Source organism: Rhizorhabdus sp., from assembly GCF_018006725.1.
In the GTDB taxonomy this organism is placed as follows: Bacteria; Pseudomonadota; Alphaproteobacteria; order Sphingomonadales; family Sphingomonadaceae; genus Rhizorhabdus.
In genome coordinates this window covers 12,672-31,042 of the sequence record NZ_JAGMXV010000035.1, presented here as the reverse complement: position 1 = coordinate 31,042, position 18,371 = coordinate 12,672, and the positions used below count along the sequence as shown (strand labels likewise).

At 62.5% G+C, this 18,371-nt stretch carries 17 protein-coding genes; 6 read left to right on the top strand and 11 right to left on the bottom strand.

The window, feature by feature from the left end; translation table 11 throughout:
* A partial coding sequence (locus KAY22_RS07665; protein WP_296621861.1) for a TonB-dependent receptor occupies nt 1-2,346 on the bottom strand: 2,346 nt, incomplete at its 3' end.
* 159 nt (nt 2,347-2,505) lie between these two features.
* Between KAY22_RS07665 and KAY22_RS07660 the strand changes: the two genes are divergently transcribed.
* A complete protein-coding gene (locus tag KAY22_RS07660; protein WP_296621859.1) occupies nt 2,506-3,150 on the top strand; it encodes a carboxymuconolactone decarboxylase family protein in 645 nt (214 codons plus the stop codon).
* A 5-nt stretch (nt 3,151-3,155) separates the two neighbouring features.
* On the opposite strand, the gene KAY22_RS07655 is transcribed toward KAY22_RS07660, so the two are convergent.
* A complete protein-coding gene (locus KAY22_RS07655; protein ID WP_296621857.1) occupies nt 3,156-4,256 on the bottom strand; it encodes an LLM class flavin-dependent oxidoreductase in 1,101 nt (366 codons plus the stop codon).
* A 29-nt stretch (nt 4,257-4,285) separates the two neighbouring features.
* Nucleotides 4,286-5,440, bottom strand: a complete 1,155-nt coding sequence (locus KAY22_RS07650; RefSeq protein ID WP_296621855.1) for an LLM class flavin-dependent oxidoreductase — start codon at nt 5,438-5,440, stop codon at nt 4,286-4,288.
* Between the two features lie 171 nt (nt 5,441-5,611).
* Between KAY22_RS07650 and KAY22_RS07645 the strand changes: the two genes are divergently transcribed.
* Complete coding sequence (locus KAY22_RS07645; protein ID WP_296621852.1) at nt 5,612-7,204, top strand: class I adenylate-forming enzyme family protein; 1,593 nt, start codon at nt 5,612-5,614, stop codon at nt 7,202-7,204.
* Here the strand turns inward: KAY22_RS07645 and KAY22_RS07640 are convergent.
* Nucleotides 7,201-7,866 (bottom strand): TetR/AcrR family transcriptional regulator, encoded by a 666-nt coding sequence (locus KAY22_RS07640; protein ID WP_296621850.1) that lies wholly within the window; start codon nt 7,864-7,866, stop codon nt 7,201-7,203. The two genes, KAY22_RS07645 and KAY22_RS07640, sit on opposite strands and share 4 nt — an antisense overlap.
* A 116-nt stretch (nt 7,867-7,982) precedes the next feature.
* Here KAY22_RS07640 and KAY22_RS07635 point away from each other — a divergent pair, with 116 nt between their 5' ends.
* Both KAY22_RS07635 and ribB read left to right on the top strand, forming a co-directional pair.
* Nucleotides 7,983-8,777: a DUF2889 domain-containing protein gene (locus KAY22_RS07635; RefSeq protein ID WP_296621848.1), complete on the top strand. Its 795-nt coding sequence runs from the start codon at nt 7,983-7,985 to the stop codon at nt 8,775-8,777.
* Nucleotides 8,774-9,886, top strand: coding sequence for a 3,4-dihydroxy-2-butanone-4-phosphate synthase (ribB, locus tag KAY22_RS07630; RefSeq protein WP_296621845.1), 1,113 nt, complete (start codon nt 8,774-8,776; stop codon nt 9,884-9,886). The genes KAY22_RS07635 and ribB overlap by 4 nt, the downstream gene beginning before the upstream one ends.
* Nucleotides 9,887-10,013: 127 nt before the next feature.
* On the opposite strand, the gene KAY22_RS07625 is transcribed toward ribB, so the two are convergent.
* Nucleotides 10,014-11,171 (bottom strand): LLM class flavin-dependent oxidoreductase, encoded by a 1,158-nt coding sequence (locus KAY22_RS07625; protein WP_296621867.1) that lies wholly within the window; start codon nt 11,169-11,171, stop codon nt 10,014-10,016.
* Between the two features lie 148 nt (nt 11,172-11,319).
* On the opposite strand from KAY22_RS07625, the gene KAY22_RS07620 reads away from it, so the two are divergent.
* Nucleotides 11,320-11,934, top strand: a complete 615-nt coding sequence (locus KAY22_RS07620) for a TetR/AcrR family transcriptional regulator (RefSeq protein ID WP_296621843.1) — start codon at nt 11,320-11,322, stop codon at nt 11,932-11,934.
* Here KAY22_RS07620 and KAY22_RS07615 read toward each other — a convergent pair.
* The 3 genes from KAY22_RS07615 to KAY22_RS07605 are packed head-to-tail and all read right to left on the bottom strand — an operon-like array spanning nt 11,931 to nt 14,646.
* The gene (locus KAY22_RS07615; RefSeq protein WP_296621841.1) at nt 11,931-12,332 is read right to left on the bottom strand and encodes a nuclear transport factor 2 family protein; all 402 of its coding nucleotides are present in this window, start codon (nt 12,330-12,332) and stop codon (nt 11,931-11,933) included. The genes KAY22_RS07620 and KAY22_RS07615 overlap by 4 nt on opposite strands.
* A gap of 10 nt (nt 12,333-12,342) precedes the next feature.
* Nucleotides 12,343-13,425, bottom strand: a complete 1,083-nt coding sequence (locus KAY22_RS07610; protein ID WP_296621839.1) for a zinc-binding dehydrogenase — start codon at nt 13,423-13,425, stop codon at nt 12,343-12,345.
* A 51-nt stretch (nt 13,426-13,476) separates the two neighbouring features.
* Nucleotides 13,477-14,646 (bottom strand): cytochrome P450, encoded by a 1,170-nt coding sequence (locus KAY22_RS07605; protein WP_296621864.1) that lies wholly within the window; start codon nt 14,644-14,646, stop codon nt 13,477-13,479.
* A 223-nt stretch (nt 14,647-14,869) separates the two neighbouring features.
* Between KAY22_RS07605 and KAY22_RS07600 the strand changes: the two genes are divergently transcribed.
* Nucleotides 14,870-15,571 carry a MerR family transcriptional regulator gene (locus KAY22_RS07600; RefSeq protein ID WP_296621837.1) on the top strand — a complete coding sequence of 234 codons (702 nt, stop codon included), beginning with the start codon at nt 14,870-14,872 and terminating at the stop codon, nt 15,569-15,571.
* Between the two features lie 628 nt (nt 15,572-16,199).
* Here the strand turns inward: KAY22_RS07600 and KAY22_RS07595 are convergent.
* The 3 genes from KAY22_RS07595 to KAY22_RS07585 are packed head-to-tail and all read right to left on the bottom strand — an operon-like array spanning nt 16,200 to nt 18,357.
* Nucleotides 16,200-16,976, bottom strand: coding sequence for an SDR family NAD(P)-dependent oxidoreductase (locus KAY22_RS07595; RefSeq protein WP_296621834.1), 777 nt, complete (start codon nt 16,974-16,976; stop codon nt 16,200-16,202).
* 55 nt (nt 16,977-17,031) lie between these two features.
* Nucleotides 17,032-17,595, bottom strand: a complete 564-nt coding sequence (locus KAY22_RS07590) for an NIPSNAP family protein (protein ID WP_296621831.1) — start codon at nt 17,593-17,595, stop codon at nt 17,032-17,034.
* A 6-nt stretch (nt 17,596-17,601) separates the two neighbouring features.
* Nucleotides 17,602-18,357 (bottom strand): SDR family oxidoreductase, encoded by a 756-nt coding sequence (locus KAY22_RS07585; protein ID WP_296621829.1) that lies wholly within the window; start codon nt 18,355-18,357, stop codon nt 17,602-17,604.
* Nucleotides 18,358-18,371: the final 14 nt, after the last annotated feature.

The window sequence follows — 18,371 nt, the reverse complement described above, 5'->3', positions numbered from 1 at the left end:
GCCCGAGACATGGTAAACCTTGTCCGCCAAGTTGCGGACATAGAACGCGGCGGAGACCTTGCTTTCCATGATCTCCTTCCAGCTTAGCCGCATCGCGATCGTTGAGTATCCGCTGAGACGGGTTCCCGGCGTCGAGCTGCCGTTGGTGCTCGAGAAGAAAGTGTGCGTCTGCTTGTAGAAATCGGTGCGCAGTTCCACCGTGCCGAGTTCGGCCGGGACCGGAAACTTCACCGTTGCATTGGCCGAGCCCGCCCATTTGGGAGAGTCCGGATAGCTGTCCACCGAAAGGTTGCCCACAAATGGGATCGGCACCAGCGACTTCGTATATTTTGCATCGGTGTAAGCAAGATTGCCGCCCACGGTCAGCCAATCGGTCAGGCTGACATTCGCATCCAGTTCGAGCCCCTTAGTCACGGCCTCTGGCACGTTGACGGTGAAGCCGGCCGGTGCGCCGCCAACCACGGCGTACAGGGCGCGCTGCGCATTCTTGACGACAATCCGGTAAGCCGCGAGATTGAACTGCGTCGGCACGTCACCGATCCGGCCATTGAACTTATAGCCGAGCTCAAAATCGCGAACCTTTTCGTTCTTGAACAGGTTGGCCGGCTTGCCGGTCAGGGGATCGGTGAACGGCGCAACCGTTCCATTGAGATTGCCCGAACGGAAGCTTCCGCGCTGGCTGACATAGATCATGCTCTCGCGGTCAAGCTGATATTGCAGACTAGCGGTCCAGGCAGGCGCGGAAAGCTTCTTGCTCTGGGTGGCGGCCGCCGAATTCGGATCGACGCCGAACACGTTGCCGGCAGCCTGCGTGATACCGACCTTATCCCAAGTATAGCGACCACCGGCCGTCGCCGTGAGCGCGTCGGTAACCTTGTAGCTCAGCTGAGCGAATACTGCCTTCGATGACTGCCGGTTGCGATATGCATAGGCAATATCCGCGATCGGAGCCGGCAGGCCGAGATCGGCGCCGATATTGATCGGGATGACCTCGAACCGGCGCTGGCGCGAGTAGAACGCGCCTGCGGTATAATCGAGCCTGCCATCGGACGTGGTGCCCTGAACCTGCAACTCGTTCGTGAAGATGTTCGACCGGAAGGTCTGGCCGCCCGGCGCACCGGTGGCCTCGATCCCGCTGAGCTTGAACAGCCACAGGCCCCCGAACGGACCGCCGGTGAGGTTTCCGGGGGTGGTTGCTCGCCCATTCATGTAGGAGAAGATGTTCTTCAGCTTCGCGTCGTCGCTGATTTCGAACTCGGTCGTATTAGATACGAAGATGTTTCGGGCATCATGCGGCAGATCATATTGGAGGAAAGTCTTGTACGGGTTCTCGTGCGAGAACCTTGTATAGCCTTCGACGGCTCCAGGGAAAAATGCCGGCGCCGCGGGGCCGTCATTGCGACCGTAAATAGTCGCAAGAGTGCTGTCCCACAGCGTTCCCGTGGTGTTGAAAAAATGGTTGGTCCCGTCGCTGTTGAACTGGGTCGCGGGATTGCCCGGCGTCGTGGCGACCGAATTATAGTTGATGATGTTGCCCGCACCCTCGGTGCCCTTAGCGCGATCATATTGGACGATCGTCACATTCTTGAAACGGTCAGCTGGGGTGAACAGGATCGTCGCTCTCCCGGAGCGGGTGTCCTTGTCGCCGAGCGTGTTGCCGGTGTTGATGTTGGTGACATAGCCGTCCTGACGCGTGGCATCGAAGGCGAGCCGGATCGCCAGCTTACCTTCGACAATCGGAAGATCGATCGCGCCCTGCGCTTGGGCCAGATCGCGCGATCCACCGCGCACGATGATATAACCCGCCAGTTCATCACCTGGCATCGGCGTCGAATAGAGCACGGCGCCGCCGGTCGCATTTCGGCCAAATAGCGTGCCCTGCGGTCCCTTCAGGACCTGGATCGATCCTAGGTCGAAGAAAGCTGTCGCGGTGTTGTTGGGATTATATGGCGCTTCATTGACGTAAGTCAGAACCGCAGGGCTCGTGCCCGAAAACGGATCGAGCGACTGACCGCGCATGCTGAAGCTGAGCTGGTTGGAATTCTGGCCGTTCTTGACCTGAAGGCCTGGAACGAGCGAGCCCATGTCCTGTTCACTGACGATAACCCGGGTCTGTAGAGTCTCCGCGTTGAATGCAGCGACCGATACCGGGACCTTAGACAAAGATTCCGAGCGACGCTGCGCGGTCACGATGATGTCGGCGGCATCGGTGACTGCGTCCGCTGCCTGCGGTGTTCCAGTCGCTGCTTGCTGGGCATGTGCAGCTGCGCATGGCGCTATGGCGACGAAAGCGACGGTGCTGCCGAACAGCGCGGCGCGGCGCGAGAAACCCCGATATGTCTTCATCTTCGATCCTCTCCGTAATCAGCCGTATTATGTTTTTTTTCGAGAAGTGCGATCGGCACCTTCAACAGCAACGTTGACAGCTATTGTCTGCAGCGTCAACAGCTGAGTTGACTTGCCCGGAAATCCGTGGTGGCTAGCTGGGATCAAGGGAGAGATGTCGTGGTCACGCTTTCGGATCTGCGCGATATTGCTGCGGCACTGGAGCTCGATGCAGGCTCACCATTGTCAGATGTCGATGCGGCATTGATCGCCCTCGGCGTTGCGATTTCGGTGACCTCGCTCAACCGCGGTGCCATCGAACGGCGGATCGGCGACGCGCTTGAGGCCGGTGCCAGCGTCGGTCAGATACAAGAGATCATCTCGCTGATTTCCGGCTTGGGCGTTCATTCGTTGATGGTAGGTGCCGTCCCGTTGCTCGAACAGGCTCGCGCCGAAGGTATCGACATCGCCGACGAACTATCGTCGCAGCAGCAGGCCTTGTGGGACCAGCATGTCGGCGACGATCCGTTCTGGACGGGGTTCGAGCGTGAGTTGCCTGGCTTCCTGCGCGCGATGCTGCTGCTGTCTCCGGACCAGTTCGCCGCCTTCTTTGAATATTGTGCCCTCCCATGGAAAAGCGGGCAGGTGCGTGCGCGCACGAAGGAGTTGGTGGCGATGGCAAGCGATGCCACGCCGACCCATCGTTTCATGCCGGGTTTCCGCCTTCATCTGGCCAACGCCGTGGCGCTGGGCGCGGGCGCAACAGCGATTGGGCAAGCGCTCGACATCGCCGCGGCGGCGCCCGAGCACAGCGGCACCAACTAGGGCTCCTAATTCGGCATCCGCACCTTCGGGCAGACCTCGGTCGCCAGGCGCCGCACCGATTCTTCCCAAGGCTTGGGATCGTCGATGCTGTCATGCTGGTTGTAGACGATCTGGCCCCAGCCACCGACCTTGTCGGCAAGCGCTTCGAGCTTCTCGATCGCGGTCTCGGGTGATCCGCACAGCACGACATGCTCGGCCAGGAAATCCTCGTCGATCGTCTCAGGCGTGACGTCTAAGCCAGAGTCGGCGATAATCCCGTCGAACAGCCGGAACTTGATGTAGATTTCCTTGAGATATTTGGCCCAGGTCTGGGCGAGGCCACTCTTCAGGAACAGCCGCTTCGCCTCCGCATCGGTGTCGGCGATGAACACATCGCGGCAAACGCGGTAGCGCTTCCGATCCGCGACGCGTCCCTTGCTCTCCATTGCCGCGGCCCAGGTGTCCCAATGCGCGCGCATCTGCGGCGTACCGCCAAAGAAGGAGATCGGGCTGTAGTCGCGCTCGCCCGCGAACTTCATCGAAGACGAATTTTGCGACAGGCCGGTGACCGCGATTTCCAGCTTCTCGCGGCCGCCATAGGGTCCGTTGTCGGCGATGATGACGTCATATTCGGGCATGGTCTTCGGCCCCGGAAAGCCGGCCTGATAATATTTGCCCTTCTCGAGGAAAGGCTTGCCCTCCCACACCCGCTCCATCAGGTGCAACGCCTCCAGCTGTCGGGGCGGCAGTTCGAAGATATTGTCGAAGCCGTGGAGGATGGCGTCGGTGTGGTGACCGCCCGGCGCAACGCCCAGGAAGTAGCGCCCCTCCATGACCTGGCTCAGCCAGCCGATCCGGATCGCGAGTGTCGCAGGGTCGTGGTAGGGCAGCAGATGCGCCATCGGCGCGAAGCGGATATTCTTGGTGGTCTGTGCGCAGGCCGCGATGATCGCCTCCGGCATCGGGATATTTTCCCAGCCAAGCGTATAATGTTCGCCGATCATATAGTCAGTATAGCCCGCTTCGTCGGCGATCCGCGCGATATCCAGCGCCCAGTCGAACACCTGGCGCGCCGTGCGGCTCGGCGGATTATAGGGGGTCATGAAGATCCCGCACTGCATGGGCATCTTGTCTCTCCTGAATTTTTATCGGGCGATCAGACGAAGATTCCGTCCGCGTCCTTCGTCGAGAAGCGTGGCGCGACCTTGCTGATGAACTTTTCGAGCTCTTCCTGATTGGCTTCGGGTTCGAGATGGCCCTGGCCGAACATCAGGAACAACTCATCGAAGCCGAGCCGATCGTGCGCCTCGCCGATCTTGTCGGCAATTTCGTCGGCGCTGCCGATCAGAACGTTCGGCGGCCGCTGGCCCAGCGGGATGAACCATTCGTCCCAGAACCACAGATGCTCTTCGAGCAGCTTGGCAGCGCGGTCCTTGTCGTCAGTGAGCATCAGGAAGCCACCCCAGGCCGACGCATCGGTGCGGGTGACTTCGCGCCCGTTCTTGGCAGCGGTGGCGATGTAGCGATTGTTCAGCGATTCGCAGAAATCAAGGTTGTCCGACAGGACGATCAGCTTGCCGCCCTCTTCCGCCCAGAAATCGATGGTACGGCCCGACGCCGCGAAGCCGCCATAAATTGGGGGATGCGGGCGCTGATAGGGCAGCGGCGCGATGCCGATCTGGCGAACGATGCCGTCGGCATCCTGGCCCTTGCCATATTTAGCGTAGGCCGGATGGCCAGCCGAACCGCCCTCCGGAGGGAATTGCCAGTTCTCGCCTTTGTGGCTGAACACATCGTTGGTCCATGCTTTCTTAACGACGCGCACGCCCTCTTCGAACAGCGAGCGATTCTTCGCATCCTGCTGGTCGCGCGCCTTCACATTGTCGGGGGTGGTGGCGCTGACGCCTTCCTTGATGCCGTAGGCGTCAACCCAGCGGGCATGATAGCCGCGAGTGAAGCCGCAATAGAGCCGGCCCTGCAGCATATGGTCGAGCGTCGCGATCTCTTCGGCAACGCGCACCGGATTGTGCGTGGTCATGGTGTAGCCCATGATACCCGCCTTCATCCGCTTCGAATGCTGTCCCACGAACAGGCTGAACATTCCAGGATGGTTGTTCGCCTCGAAGCCTTCGATCTGGAGATGATGTTCGGGCTGGCAATAGCCGTAAAAGCCAAGCTCGTCGGCGAGCTGAACATAGCCCCGCACCTCTTCAAGGAAGCGCTGATACAGCTCAGGACGCTGCCCCGCCATACCCTGTTCGATCTCGTGGCGGCGTCCGACGACGCCCGTCTGCATCAGGTGATACCGCATCCTGCTCCCCACATACTGGGCCGCGCCTTGGTCAACGCCGCGCTGTCAATACTAGTGTTGACGCGATATCGTAGGCATTGGCAAATCTGTCAACTCCTGTGTTGACTAATGGCCCTTGTTTTTTCCATAAGCTGGTTCCAGCCCCATCAAGCGGGTTACGGAGAGGGACCGATGACGCCAGTTATCACGACTGAGGTATCGACGCTTGGCGACCTTTTGCTGCGGTCAGCCGCACGATATCCCGATAGGCTTGCGCTCGTCCTTCCGTCCGTTACCGCCACCTTCGCGCAGCTGCGGGACGGCGCCTTCCGGGTCGCCCGCGCTCTGCACGGCATGGGAATTCGGCGCGGTGAGCATGTTGCCCTGCTGATTCCCAACAGCATCGAGTTCGCGGAGGCGCTGTTCGGAACGATGCTGGCGGGCTGCGTCGCTGTCCCGCTCAACGCGCGGCACCGCGCTGCCGAGCTTGGCTTTATCATCGCCAATGCTGAAGCGGCCGCGCTACTCACCAGCCGGCATGACGACGATCCGGTCGATTTCCTCACGATCATCGACGAGGCGATTCCTTCGGCCGACGCCGCGCCGATGCTGCGCAGAATCGCGCTGATCCGCGGCGAGGGACGGGGCGCCGTGCTGGGCCGCGACGATTTCCTCCGCCATGCTGACTATGTCGGCACGGCGGAGATCGAGCATGTCCGCCGTAGCGTCCGCCTGCGTGATCCCGCGATGATCATCTACACCTCGGGTACGACGGCCAATCCTAAAGGCTGCGTACTCCCGCATGAGGCCGTCACGCGCGGTCCGGTCGAACGGGCCCGCCATCGCCTTTCCGCAGGCGGGCATGACGTTACCTGGGCGGCGGGGCCGCTATTCCATATCGGCAGCTTGGCGCCCTTCGTCGGCAGCATCGGCGTTGCCGGCACCTTTCTGTGCGACACCTACTTCGAGCCGGGTCGTGCAATCGCCTTGATGGCCGATCATGGCGTCACCCTGGCGTGGCCATGGTTTTCGGCGATCGTCCAGGGGATCATCGACCATCCCGACTTCTCGGCCGAAAAATTCGCCACCCTGCGCCATCTGTTCATCATCGCGCCGCCGACCTTGGTGGATCGGGTGCAGGATTTGTTGCCGCATGCGGAAATCTTGCAGGCATGCGGGATGACCGAGACGGCCGGGGTCTTCGCGCTGTGCGGCGCCGAGGAAAGTCGCGAGTCGCGGTCGCACACCCATGGAAAGGCGGCGCCGGGCATCGACATCAGGATCGTCGATCCCGATAGCGGCGCCGATCTACCCGATGGCACGATGGGCGAGATACTCGTGCGCGGTTACAACGTCATGGACAGCTATTGGGCCGCGCCGGAAAAGACGCGCGAGGCGCTTGACGGCGGATGGCTGCACACAGGCGATCTCTACACCCGTCTGCCCGGCGGAAGTCTGGTGTTCGGCGGACGCTGCAAGGACATGTTGAAGGTGGGTGGCGAAAACGTCGCCGCGATCGAGGTCGAAGCTTTTCTCAGCACCCATCCCGCCGTCAAGACGGCGGAAGTCGTCGGCCGGCCGGATGCGCGGCTGGACGAAGTGCCCATCGCTTTCGTCGAACTCTATCCTGACCATGATGTCGACGAAGAGGCGCTGATTGCGCACTGCCGCGGCAGGATCGCCAGCTACAAGGTGCCACGCGCCATCCACTTCATGTCCACTGCTGACTGGCCCATGTCAGCCACCAAGATCGACAAGCGCGCCTTGCGGCAGCTGCTGGGTTAGGCGGCGCCTTGATCCTTCTTGCGCATGCCATCGATGAAGATCGACCAAAAGGCCTCGGCCACCTCGCGACCGGTCATGCCGCCGCCTGGAATGAACCAGCGATGCGTCCAGTTCAGCATGCCGAACAGCGCATTTTCGACCATGCGTGGCGGCACATCGCTGCGCAGTTCCCCTGCGGCGATCGATTCGCGGATGAAGCGGATCAGCATCTGATCGAACGCCAAGGTCTTCTTCATGATCTCCTGCGCCCACACGGTTTCTTCGGTGCCGACCTGGTGCATCTGCTCCTGGATGTAGACGAAGGTTGCCGGATAATTTTCCTCGTAGGAGACCATCAGCGCGACATAGATGGCGTGGAGCCGTTCGACCCAGCTGAGCGACTCATCGGCCAGCAGTCGTTCGGCCTCGGCGATGTTGACATCGAGACCGCCTTCGACGGTCTCGCGGAACAGCTCTTCCTTGCTGCCGACATAATAATAGACGGTCGCGCGATCGAGCCCGGCGGCGCGCGCTATGTCGATCAACCGGGTCGACTGATAGCCCTGCTCCTTGAACAGGTTGGCAGCGATCCTGACGAGCTCTTCCCGCTTCGCGGCGTAATCGGCGCTGCCATCTGCACGGGCCGAATGCCGCCGGCGGGAAATGTTGCTCACCTTGGTCATTCTGGTCCCCACGTCAACGCCGACTGGATCCGCTATTACAAGCCGGCGCGGTCAACGCAAGTCAACGTCCCGGTTGATCATTTCACATCGCCGTGGATGCTCGAAGCCCCAATCTCATGGTGATACCCACCCTCACTCATTTCCCGGTCGATCCGGCATTCGGCACTGGCATTTATCGTCGCCGGCTGCGCTTCGCAGCCTGGTCCGGGGGTGTCGCCGCGCAGGTCAGCGACACCCATCACGGCTATTGGCTCGATCTGCGGCACAACCGGCATCAGATCACGGCGATTGAGGCGGCCTTCCTACGCGCGCCTACCTACGCCTGTGCCGGCGCCGCCGCAGGGCTGGAGGCGCTGGTCGGGGTCCCGCTGGACGAGCCCGCCCAGGATATTCTTACCCGCCTGCCTGCCCAAGCCAACTGCACCCACCTCGGCGATCTCGCGCTGTGGGCGATTGCACATATCGGCCGCTCGGCCTTCTGGGACATCGAGATTCCCGACCAAAGCCATCATCCGGTCTGGATCACGATCGCGGCTGACGGCCGGCAGATCCATCGCTGGCAAATACTGGACCATGGGATCACCGCGCCGGAACATTTGTCCGGTCGTCCGCTGATGCGGGGCTTCGCACGCTGGGCGCACGCAGCATTCGACGGCGACGCCCTGCTCGCCGCGACGATGTTGCAAAGAGGGATCTTCGTTGCGCGCGGCCGCCAGCACATCGTCGATCGCCTTCCGCTGACGCCGCTTGCGGACGCCGCCGGAATGGAGGGCATGTGCTGGGCCTATTCAGGCGACCGTTTGACATCGGCGCATGGCACGATCGGCTACGTCCGCGACTTCACCGACACCATCGTCATGGACGAACCGCCGGAAGCTATTGCCCGGCGCTTCAGGGAGATTGAATCATGACCGAGATCGCCGACATCGAAGCGATCATCGAGGATGCCCGCAACGGCCTTCCCTACATCCTCGTCGACGCGCCCGACCGCGAGAATGAGGGTGACGTCATCATCCCGGCGCAGTTCGCGACGCCGCGCGCGATAAACTTCATGGCGATGCACGCGCGGGGGCTGATCTGCCTCGCCATATCGGGCGAGCGCGCGGGCCAGCTGGCGCTGCGGCCCATGACGCAGGACAACCGCGCGGGCCACGGCACCGCCTTCACCGTATCGATCGAGGCGCGCGAGGGCGTGACCACCGGCATTTCGGCGCATGACCGCGCGCACACCATCGCGGTGGCGATCGACGCCTCGAAGGGTGCCGCCGACATCGTCTCGCCCGGCCATGTCTTCCCGCTCGTCGCGCGCGAAGGCGGGGTGCTGGTGCGCGCGGGCCATACCGAGGCGGCGGTCGATATCTCGCGACTAGCTGGGCTCGCCCCAGCCGGAGTGATCTGCGAGATCATGAATGAGGACGGTTCGATGGCGCGGCTGCCCGAGTTGGTCGAGTTTGCGAAACGCCATGAGATGAAGATCGGCACGATCGCAGACCTGATCGCCTATCGCCGTCGATCGGAATCGCTGGTCGAGCGGGTCGCCGAGGCGCCGTTCGACAGCTGGTATGGCGACTTCCGGATCGTGGTCTACCGGAACCGCATCGATGGCGGGGAGCATGTCGCGCTGGTGCGAGGCGCGGTCAACGACAAGGTGCCTACGCTCGTCCGGGTTCATCAACTCGATCTGACCGCCGACATATTGGGCTGGCGGGCTGCGCATCGCGACTATGTGCCGGCAGCACTGCGGGCGCTTGCGGCGCATGACGGTCCAGCAGTCGCGGTGTTCGTACGCGATCCAAATCCGTCGTCGATCTCGGAACGGGTAAAGGGCAACCGCAAGGCCTACGCCGACACCCATGGCCATCGTGACTACGGCATCGGCGCACAGATCCTGCGCGACCTGGGCGTACGGGAGATGATCCTGTTGACTTCCAGCGCGGCGAAGTTGTCGGCGATCGAGGGGTTTGGCCTGTCGGTCATCGAGCGCGCCGCTCTCGTACCAGAGGGCGATCCGGCGGCGTAGATCCGATTGATGCCCAGAGCGGGCCATGTTGAACGAAGTGCCGGCGTTCTCCCCGACCAGACGACCGGTCGGGGAGAACGCCAGCACTGCGCGCTTGGACGAAGGTTATTTGGCGATCACGCCCGGATCACTGCTTGGGCAGACTGATCCGCGGCGCGACTTCCTTGGCAGCGAGTTCCAGCGAGTGGAACCATGGTGATGGATCGTCATAATAGTCGTGGCTTTCGATCTGCAGCGTGCCCCAACCGCCGCATTTCGTGAAAAGCTCGTTCATCTTTTCAACCACCGTGTCGGGCGACCCGACGATGAAGACCTTGTCGACGAGGAATTCCAGATCGGCGTCCAGTTCATCGATGCCATGATCCTTAGCGAAGCCCGCCATCATGCCGAAGCGGCGCCAGATCGGAATCAGATATTTGTTGAAGCAATAGCCGATCGGTCCTTCCATCACCTCGCGCTTGGCCTCCGCATCGGTGTCGCCGACGAAGATCGTGTGCGACACGGCATGGCGCTGGCGGTCGGGCGTGAACCCGGCCTTGATGTTCGCTTCCGAATAGATGTCCCAATGCCACTTGAGCGCTTCGAGGCCCGAGAAGATCGACACCGGCTTGAAGTTCTTCTCGCCGGCCAGCTTCATCGACGGCGACTTCAGGCTGAAACCGGTGACGGCGACTTCCGGGAAAGCGCCGCCCCATGGCGAAAAGTCCGCCAGCTTGTGCTGTTCGTCATCCTCGGTATGTGCTGGCTCTTCCTCGGGGAAGCCCGCATTCCAGTATTTGCCTTCGAAGAAGAACGGCTCGCGTGCCCAGATTTTTTCCATGATGTACAGGCTCTCGCGCACCATATCGTTGAGGCGCTTGCTCATCTCACCGGAGGCAAAGGCGGCCTTTGCGTCTTCTAGGCGATGGCCTTCCATATTTTCCCCGCGAATTCCGTGCATATAGGACGCGGCGGGATAGGCGCCGGCGCCTATGCCGAGGAAATAGCGACCCTCAAGGATCTGGGAGAGCCAGCCCACCGTCATCGCGAGCTTCGTCGGATGCTGGTGAGGCAGAAGATGCGCCATCGGCGCGAACTTGATGCGGCTGGTCTGCAATGCGGCCGCCGACATGATGAGCTCCGGGTTCGGAATATTCTCCCAGATCTGCGAGGCATGCTCGGAGATCATCATGGAATCGAAACCTGCCTTATCGCTCGCGATCGCGCTTTGTACCCCCCATTCGAACGTCTGCCGCGCCGTCCGGCCGGGCCGCATATAGGGGTGAAAGATCAGTCCAGTTTCCATCGTCACGACATGCTCTCCATTTTTACGCCATTTGGCGTAAAAAGAACCGATTGCCTTAAAATGTCAAGCCGAAAGAGGGCTGGCGCATCTCCGCGATTTTTCCCAAAGAAGCATGATGCCGCGCGCGAAGACACCATCGATCGAAGGGATGAAGGAGGGCCGCGCGCGCCTGATCCTGACCGCAGAGTCGCTGTTCGCGCGCAGTGGCATCGAGGGCGCTTCGCTGCGCGAGATTGCAGCGGCGGCAGGACAGAAAAACCACAATGCCGTGCAATATCATTTCGGTTCGCGTGAAGGGCTGGTCGAGGCGATCTTCACCGCGCGCATGGCGCAGATGGAGCCGACGCGCGGCGCCATGCTCGAGAGCATCGAACAAGCAGACCGTCTCGCCGATGTGCGTGCGCTGATCGAGATCGTGTTTTTGCCCCAGCTCGAACTGGAAGACCCTGAGGGCAGTCACAGCTATGCTGGCTTCCTGTCGCAGTTCTTGCTGCGCAACTCGCGCGAGCGCTTCGGCGATTTTGGCGCAGAGCTGCCGCCGAACATCGCCCGGACCCTGACCCTATTGCGGAACGCCGTGGACTTCCTGCCCGAAGCCCCGGCCCAACGCCGCTTGCTGACGGCCTGTTTCATGTTCCTCAACATGCTGGCCGGCCAGGCGACGTCGGGTGCCGAGGATGGCGAAATCTTCGCTGCCGCGCTGGAGGACACGCTCAACCAGATTGCGGTCGCGATGAGCCTGCCGTTGGCAGTGCCGAGCTAGGCAGGAAAGAACGTCTCCTTGGCGTGGAGGGTGTCCATATATTCCTTCACGCGCTGCACCTTCTCGTCCGCAATCTCGAACAGGAAATGGTAGCGGTTCGCGTAGATGCGGCCGTCGGCCAGTTCTTCCTCGCAGGATGCCTCGACGGCGACGCGATCGGCCTCGGCGATCATGCTCGTGGGGGTGATGCGGAGCGATCCTTCCTTATAGACCGGCTTTACCGCGCGCAGCAGATCGGCCAGCGGATCGCGTCCATAGCTGCCCGACATGCCCTCGATCGACCCCGACACCCACCATGTCCCGTCATCGGTCATCATCGTCTTCAGCCGATCGACATCGCCGCTGGAAAAGGCTTCGAGAAAGTCTCGAATCAGCGCCTTGTTTGCTTCTGTCGTCATCCTCGTTCCTTCAGCCGATCGTCGGATCGATCACCGCCTTGATAGCGCCGCCACTTTTGGTGAGCGCCAATGCCTCGGCGGCCTGGGCGATGCCGAAGCGATGGCTAACCAGTTCGGCGAGCGGAAGCTTTTCCTGAAGTCTGACGGCCAGGTTGAGTGCCTGATAATAATGCTTCGGCTTAGGGAAGGTCGCGCCCGCAATCGTCAGATTCTTGAGCGTCAGGTCGCGTGGGCTGATCGGCTGGGTGCCGATCGCGCCCCACAGGCCCAGAATGATGTAGCGGCCGTGATTACCCGACAGATCGACGCCCTCCGGAAAAGCGGGCAGCACGCCTGCCGCTTCCACCACCACGTCAGGACCGCGCGTGCCGACCCGATCGTAGACCCGGCGCCGCCGTTCGTCGGGGGCGAGGTCGAGCCCGATCAACTCGGTCGCGCCAAGCTTGCGTGCGGCCTCCAGCCGGGTCGGGGAACCGTCGATCACGATCACTTCGCGCGCGCCGGCCTGGGCGGCGATCAGGATCGCTGAAAGGCCTACCGGCCCTGCCCCCTGCACCACTACCGTCTCGTCCACGCGGATCGGCCCACAGCGGTCGAAGCCGCGCAATGCCGTCGGCAGCGCACATCCGAGTGCCGCGACGGCCTCGGGCTGGGCATGGTCTGGCAGGCGGAAGAAGGGCATGCCGCCAGGTAGCCACGCATAGTCGGCATAGCTTCCCCAATTGGGCTTCGAGGCGTCCTCGAAGAACTGGGTATTCTCACATGGCGTCTCTTCGAGAACCGTGCACGAATAGCAGCGGCGGCACAGGGCAATCGGCGACCAGTAGACCAGATCGCCCACCTTTACCGGCGCACCGGCATGGTCGGTGCCGGCCCCCGCGCCCAGCTTCTCGATCCGCCCGATGCCTTCATGGCCCAGGATGATCGGGAAGGGCATCTCCCCGGCTTCACCGGTTAGGATGTGGACATCGCTGCCGCACACACCGCCCAACACGACCGATACGAGAGCGCCGCCCGGCTCGGGATCGGAGATGGCGACATCCCATGTCTCGAGCTGATTGGTCTTCGCCAATACGGCTGCACGTCCTCGCATAGATGTTCTCCGGCTGTGTTCAGTTGCGGCTCGGTATCCGGGCGCGGGCTTTTATGATTTGGGGGTCCAGACCAGTGGAACATTGTCGACGGCAGCGACGATTCCTGAATGGTAGATCGGGGCGGCACCGTCGGCGAGCGAGAACTCCGGGATCAGCTTGAACCACTCTTCAAGCGTCACGATCGCCTCCATTCGCGCAAGGTGGAGACCGGCACAGCGATGCGGGCCGCCACCGAAGGTCGAGTGCGAGATCGGGCGCCGATCAAGATCGACCTTGAACGGATCGGCGTTCTCGCGGTCGTCGAGGCCATGCAGCGCGGTCGGCAGCAGGATCATGTCGCCATGCTTCAGCTCGACACCGCGGAAGACCTGGTCCTTGGCGACCATGCGGGCTTCCGACACCACCGGGAAGCGGCGGAACATCTCCTCGGCGCTGCGCTTCAGCTTCAGTTCGTCCGACCGGAGTTCGGCGACCAGCTCGGGATGACGCGCCAAATAGATCATCATGAAGCTGAGGAAGTTCACGACGGTGTCGAGCCCCGCCAGCAGCAGCAGCGAGATCAGACCCAATGCCTTGTCATGATCGATCGGCTGGCCGTTGACCTCCGAATTGACCATGATCGTGATCATGTCATCGCCGCTCTTGCCGCGACGGGCGCGGATGATCGGATCGACATAGGCGAAGAAGCCCTTGTTGCCGGCCTCCAAGGTCGCGGCTTGCTCCTCGGGCGTATTGCCCTCGGGCCGGGTCATCTGCACCGCCAGCCGGCTCAGATACGGCACGTCTTCCATCGGCAGATCGGCCAGCGCCATGAACACGCGGACCGGGAAGACGCGGGCATAGTCGGCAGAGAACTCGCACTGTCCGCGCGGCGCCATCTCCGCGACAAGCTCGGTCGCAATCACGCGGACGCGATCTTCGACATGGCGAATTTGGGCAAGGCTCAGGCCTTTGTCGAGCGCTTTGCGGTAAGGGGTATGCTCAGGCGGATCCATCCGCGTCGGCACCATTTCATATTTCTCGCCCGCCTCCTTCGGCAGCCAGATATTCTCGCTCGAGAAGCGCGACGGATCGGCATAGATCTCGCGAACCGCATCGCCGCTAGTGGCAATCCAGTGCCCGCCGGTTCGCGGCGTCCAAATCATGTCGGGCACGCCCGGCTTCTGCACGCGCTTCCAGGCCTCGTGATAGCCCTCCTCGATCCCGTCGAGCGCGTACATGTCGACATCGTAAACGCGATCGGCCGGGATGTGGGGCGGTCGTTGATCGGTTGCCGGGGCGGTGTCCAACACACTCTCCTATATTGTCCGACCGATTCACGCTTCGGCCTGTGCGTGTTGGTTACACGCACTGTCTAACTATCGCAATCATAGAATCAACATTCGCGTTGATAAAGGACCATTGCATCGTCGGCCTGGGTGGCATTAGGCTGCAGCCATGAAGATGGCCGAACTGGAGGAGCGTACCGGCGTCGACCGTGAAGTGATCCGGATTTTGCTGCGCAAGGGGCTGATCCCCGAACCCGAGCGCCCCGCCCGTAACGCTGCGGAATATGACGAGCGTCATGTTCGCGCGATCGCGGTGGTGCGTGAATTACAGCACGGCAGCCGCCTGAAGCTCGATCAGATCAAGGCGGCGATGCATGGTAATGGCCTCGAACAGCGCGGCGGGGCCGAGACCTACCAACATCTCGAAGAGTTGCTTGCGATCCGCTTTGGGGTCGATCAGACGCCCTCGGTGACGGTCGATGCGCTGGTCAAACGCTATCCGATGGCCCGTCGTGATGCCAAAGCCTTTGCCGGCATGGGTATGCTGGAACTGACCGACGGCAATGGCGGGGAGCGGCTGAGCCTCACCGATGCGCGACTGGTCGAGATCTGGGGGCGGATTCGCGAGGCCGGTTTCGTCGAGGAGATCGGCTTCCCGCCTGAAAACGTCACCTTCTATCTGGAGGCTGCTGAGCTCGTCGCCTCAAAGGAGGTCGAGGTGTTCCTGAAAGGCAGTGAAGGCCGGATCGATGAAGAGCGCGCCGCCGCCATGCTACAGGCCGCGCTGCCTCTGATGCTCGACTTCCTCGGCATGCTCAGGATTAAGGCCTTCCTGCGCATCATGCACAACAAGATTGAGGACGGCCGCCGCAGCTGAGCGCTCACCACACCGAACGACCAATCTCGGTCAGGATCGCGTTAAAGCGAGAGATCGACCGCCATTTGCTCTTTGCCTGTCGTCGCGACGGGCGCCGCATCCACCGAGCGGGCCCCAGCCGCCCCACCGAGCGACGGGGCGGTACGCCCAGCTCGTCGTGGCGCCTCCAAGCATAAAAGATTGGAAGCGCCTGCTCACGTCGGCGCCACAAGCGGCAGCTTACCCTAGATCGTTTCCCCAAAGCTGCCAGTCAGCCACCGGCCCACTTCCGGTCGCATTCGGTGCTGGTCAAGAAGCACCCGGCGTCGGGTCTTGGCGAGGCCTGCCGTTCGACAGGTGATATGGGATCGGCATGAAAGTCCCACTCTCGGTCATTCGCTGCCGCGTTAACGAAAGGCAGCTTTTAGGATCGACTGCATCCACTCGGAATGACCGAGATTGGGGCGCGAAGCAGTTCCATCGAGCAGCTTGGACGGACAGCCGCTTTCGGGATTCAGTCACCGACCGAATTCGAACGGCAGCAGATTTTGAAAACAGAAGGCGTCTAGAAAACTAGGGGCTACTCAGTTTCTGCCAAACATAGTAGCTAAGCGTCTCGCTCAAAACACGCGAACGCTATTGGATATAATCACCCGACCATTGTCAGGCCGCCCGACACGCTGATGATCTGCCCCTGGACGTAAGAAGCATCGTCACTGGCGAGGAAGGTGATCATCGCGGCGACCTCGCCCGGCTCGCCGATACGGCGCAACGGGATCTGGCGCTCGTTCTTCTCATCGAAGCGCTCCGGGTCGGGGCGGCTATATTTGACATTGTCGTAGCCGGCGGTGCGGGTCGCGCCGGGGCTGACGACGTTGCACAGGATATTGTCGCGCGAATGCTCGCGGGCCAGCGCCTTGGTAAAGGTGATGACTCCGCCCTTACAGCCCGAATAGACCGCCTCATGCGCGGCGCCCAGCCGGCCCGCGTCCGACGCCACATTGATGATCCGCCCTCCGCGCTTGGCGGCCACCATCAGCTTCAGCACGGTCCAGCAGGTGTTGAGCACGCCCTTGAAATTGACGTGGATCAGCTTGTCCCAGAAGTCAGGCTGGCTCTCCAGGAACCAATAGGCCTGATCCCAGCCAACATTGTTGACCAGGATGTCGGGGCTGTCGCCCGCCGCGGCGTGAAAGGCGGTGACGGCGGCATCGACCGTGGCGAGGTCGCCCACGTCGACCTTGTAGGCGACGATCTTTGCCTGGCCATTATCGATCTGCGCGATCGTCTCCTGCGCGCCGGCCTCGTCGATGTCGAAGATGGCGAGCGCGGCGCAGCCCTCATCAACGAACTGGCGGCAGATTTCCCGGCCGATGCCCGATCCGCCGCCGGTGACGATCGCGATCTTTCCCGTCAACCTACCCATGTCGCTTCCTCTCCATCATGGCGTCACACCGTTTCGTAAAAAGCCGCCTGGCCGATCAGCAGTTCGGCAGCGGCGTCAGGATCACCGATTGGAGATCCTCGAGCATCGGCAGGATGGTGGCGGTATAGCCGCCCCATTCCCGATCCTCCTTCAATTGCGAGCGGACGGCCGTCCGCTCGTCGAGGCTGCGATAGCCCCACATGTGCAGCACCTGCTCCGATCGCCCCGACAGCGACAACCACACCCCGAAATTGGGCGAGTAGCGCTGCCGCACCGGCAACATGCCCAGCATCAGGTCAAGGAAGCGTTCCCCTTGCCCCATGCGTGCGCTGTAGGTGCGCAGTTCGATCACGCCGATGTCGGGCGACGGCGGCCGATGGGGGCTGCACGCCCGCAACCATTGCCGCTCGCGCCGCTCGATCGTGAAGGCCGGCGGGACCGCGGGCGGCGCGGGTGGTTCGAGCGCGTCCTGCTCCTGGAGAAACATGACCCGCGTCACCGGCCCGAAGGCGACCGACCAGCCGGCGCGGATATTCGGCGCGCCCGACCAGTCCTGGCCAATATAGGTGCCAAGCTCTTCCGCCCGCACCAGATCGCTGGTCAGGATGTGGATCGTCATCGCCGGTCAGCGCATCAGGAGCCCGCCATTCACATCGATGCATGCCCCGTTGATATAGGAGGCCTTGGTCGATGCGAGGAAGGCGACCGCGGCAGCAATCTCCTCGGCGGAACCCGCGCGGCCGGCGATGGTCGCGCCGAAATAGGCTTCGTCGCGCTCCTTGGGCATCACGCCCCGCAACATCGGCGTATCGACCGCGCCCGGCGCCACGACATTGACGCTGACGCCGAGCGGCGCCGCTTCGCCCGCCGCGACCCGGGTCAGCGCCATCATCGCGCCCTTCGACGCGACATAGGAGGCCGGGCTGTTGATCGCCAGCACCTGCGCCGCCATCGATCCGATCAGCACGATGCGGGCATCGGCGACCCGGCGGGCCTCGCGGCGCTTGAGCATCTCGCGGATGCAGATCATGGGCCCGCGCGCGTTGAGCGCCATCACCTGATCCCAGGCGTCTACCGGCATGGTTCGGATGGTCGGCCGCACCCCGTCGATATAGCCGGGGGTGCCCGCCGCCACGACGAGGACGCGGATGTCGCCCATGTCGCGCTCGACCGCATCGAACAGCGCGATCAGGCTCGCCTCGTCCGAAGCGTCGACGGCATAGCCGCGGCCGGCGCCGCCGGGCAGGCCATCGGCCACCTCACGCGCCGCCGCCTCGCGCAGATCGGCGACCGCGACCCGGCAGCCGTCCGCCGCCAGCACCTGCGCACTGGCTGCACCGATCCCGCTGCCGCCGCCCACGATCAGGGCAATATCCGTCATATCTTCAATCCCCG

Coding starts and splice junctions, on each gene's coding strand:
- KAY22_RS07655 (WP_296621857.1), bottom strand. CDS start 4,256: ATGCCCATGCAGTGCGGGATCTTCATGACCCCCTATAATCCGCCGAGC.
- KAY22_RS07650 (WP_296621855.1), bottom strand. CDS start 5,440: ATGCGGTATCACCTGATGCAGACGGGCGTCGTCGGACGCCGCCACGAG.
- KAY22_RS07645 (WP_296621852.1), top strand. CDS start 5,612: ATGACGCCAGTTATCACGACTGAGGTATCGACGCTTGGCGACCTTTTG.
- KAY22_RS07640 (WP_296621850.1), bottom strand. CDS start 7,866: ATGACCAAGGTGAGCAACATTTCCCGCCGGCGGCATTCGGCCCGTGCA.
- KAY22_RS07635 (WP_296621848.1), top strand. CDS start 7,983: ATGGTGATACCCACCCTCACTCATTTCCCGGTCGATCCGGCATTCGGC.
- ribB (WP_296621845.1), top strand. CDS start 8,774: ATGACCGAGATCGCCGACATCGAAGCGATCATCGAGGATGCCCGCAAC.
- KAY22_RS07625 (WP_296621867.1), bottom strand. CDS start 11,171: ATGGAAACTGGACTGATCTTTCACCCCTATATGCGGCCCGGCCGGACG.
- KAY22_RS07620 (WP_296621843.1), top strand. CDS start 11,320: ATGAAGGAGGGCCGCGCGCGCCTGATCCTGACCGCAGAGTCGCTGTTC.
- KAY22_RS07615 (WP_296621841.1), bottom strand. CDS start 12,332: ATGACGACAGAAGCAAACAAGGCGCTGATTCGAGACTTTCTCGAAGCC.
- KAY22_RS07610 (WP_296621839.1), bottom strand. CDS start 13,425: ATGCGAGGACGTGCAGCCGTATTGGCGAAGACCAATCAGCTCGAGACA.
- KAY22_RS07605 (WP_296621864.1), bottom strand. CDS start 14,646: ATGTACGCGCTCGACGGGATCGAGGAGGGCTATCACGAGGCCTGGAAG.
- KAY22_RS07600 (WP_296621837.1), top strand. CDS start 14,870: ATGGCCGAACTGGAGGAGCGTACCGGCGTCGACCGTGAAGTGATCCGG.
- KAY22_RS07595 (WP_296621834.1), bottom strand. CDS start 16,976: ATGGGTAGGTTGACGGGAAAGATCGCGATCGTCACCGGCGGCGGATCG.
- KAY22_RS07590 (WP_296621831.1), bottom strand. CDS start 17,595: ATGACGATCCACATCCTGACCAGCGATCTGGTGCGGGCGGAAGAGCTT.
- KAY22_RS07585 (WP_296621829.1), bottom strand. CDS start 18,357: ATGACGGATATTGCCCTGATCGTGGGCGGCGGCAGCGGGATCGGTGCA.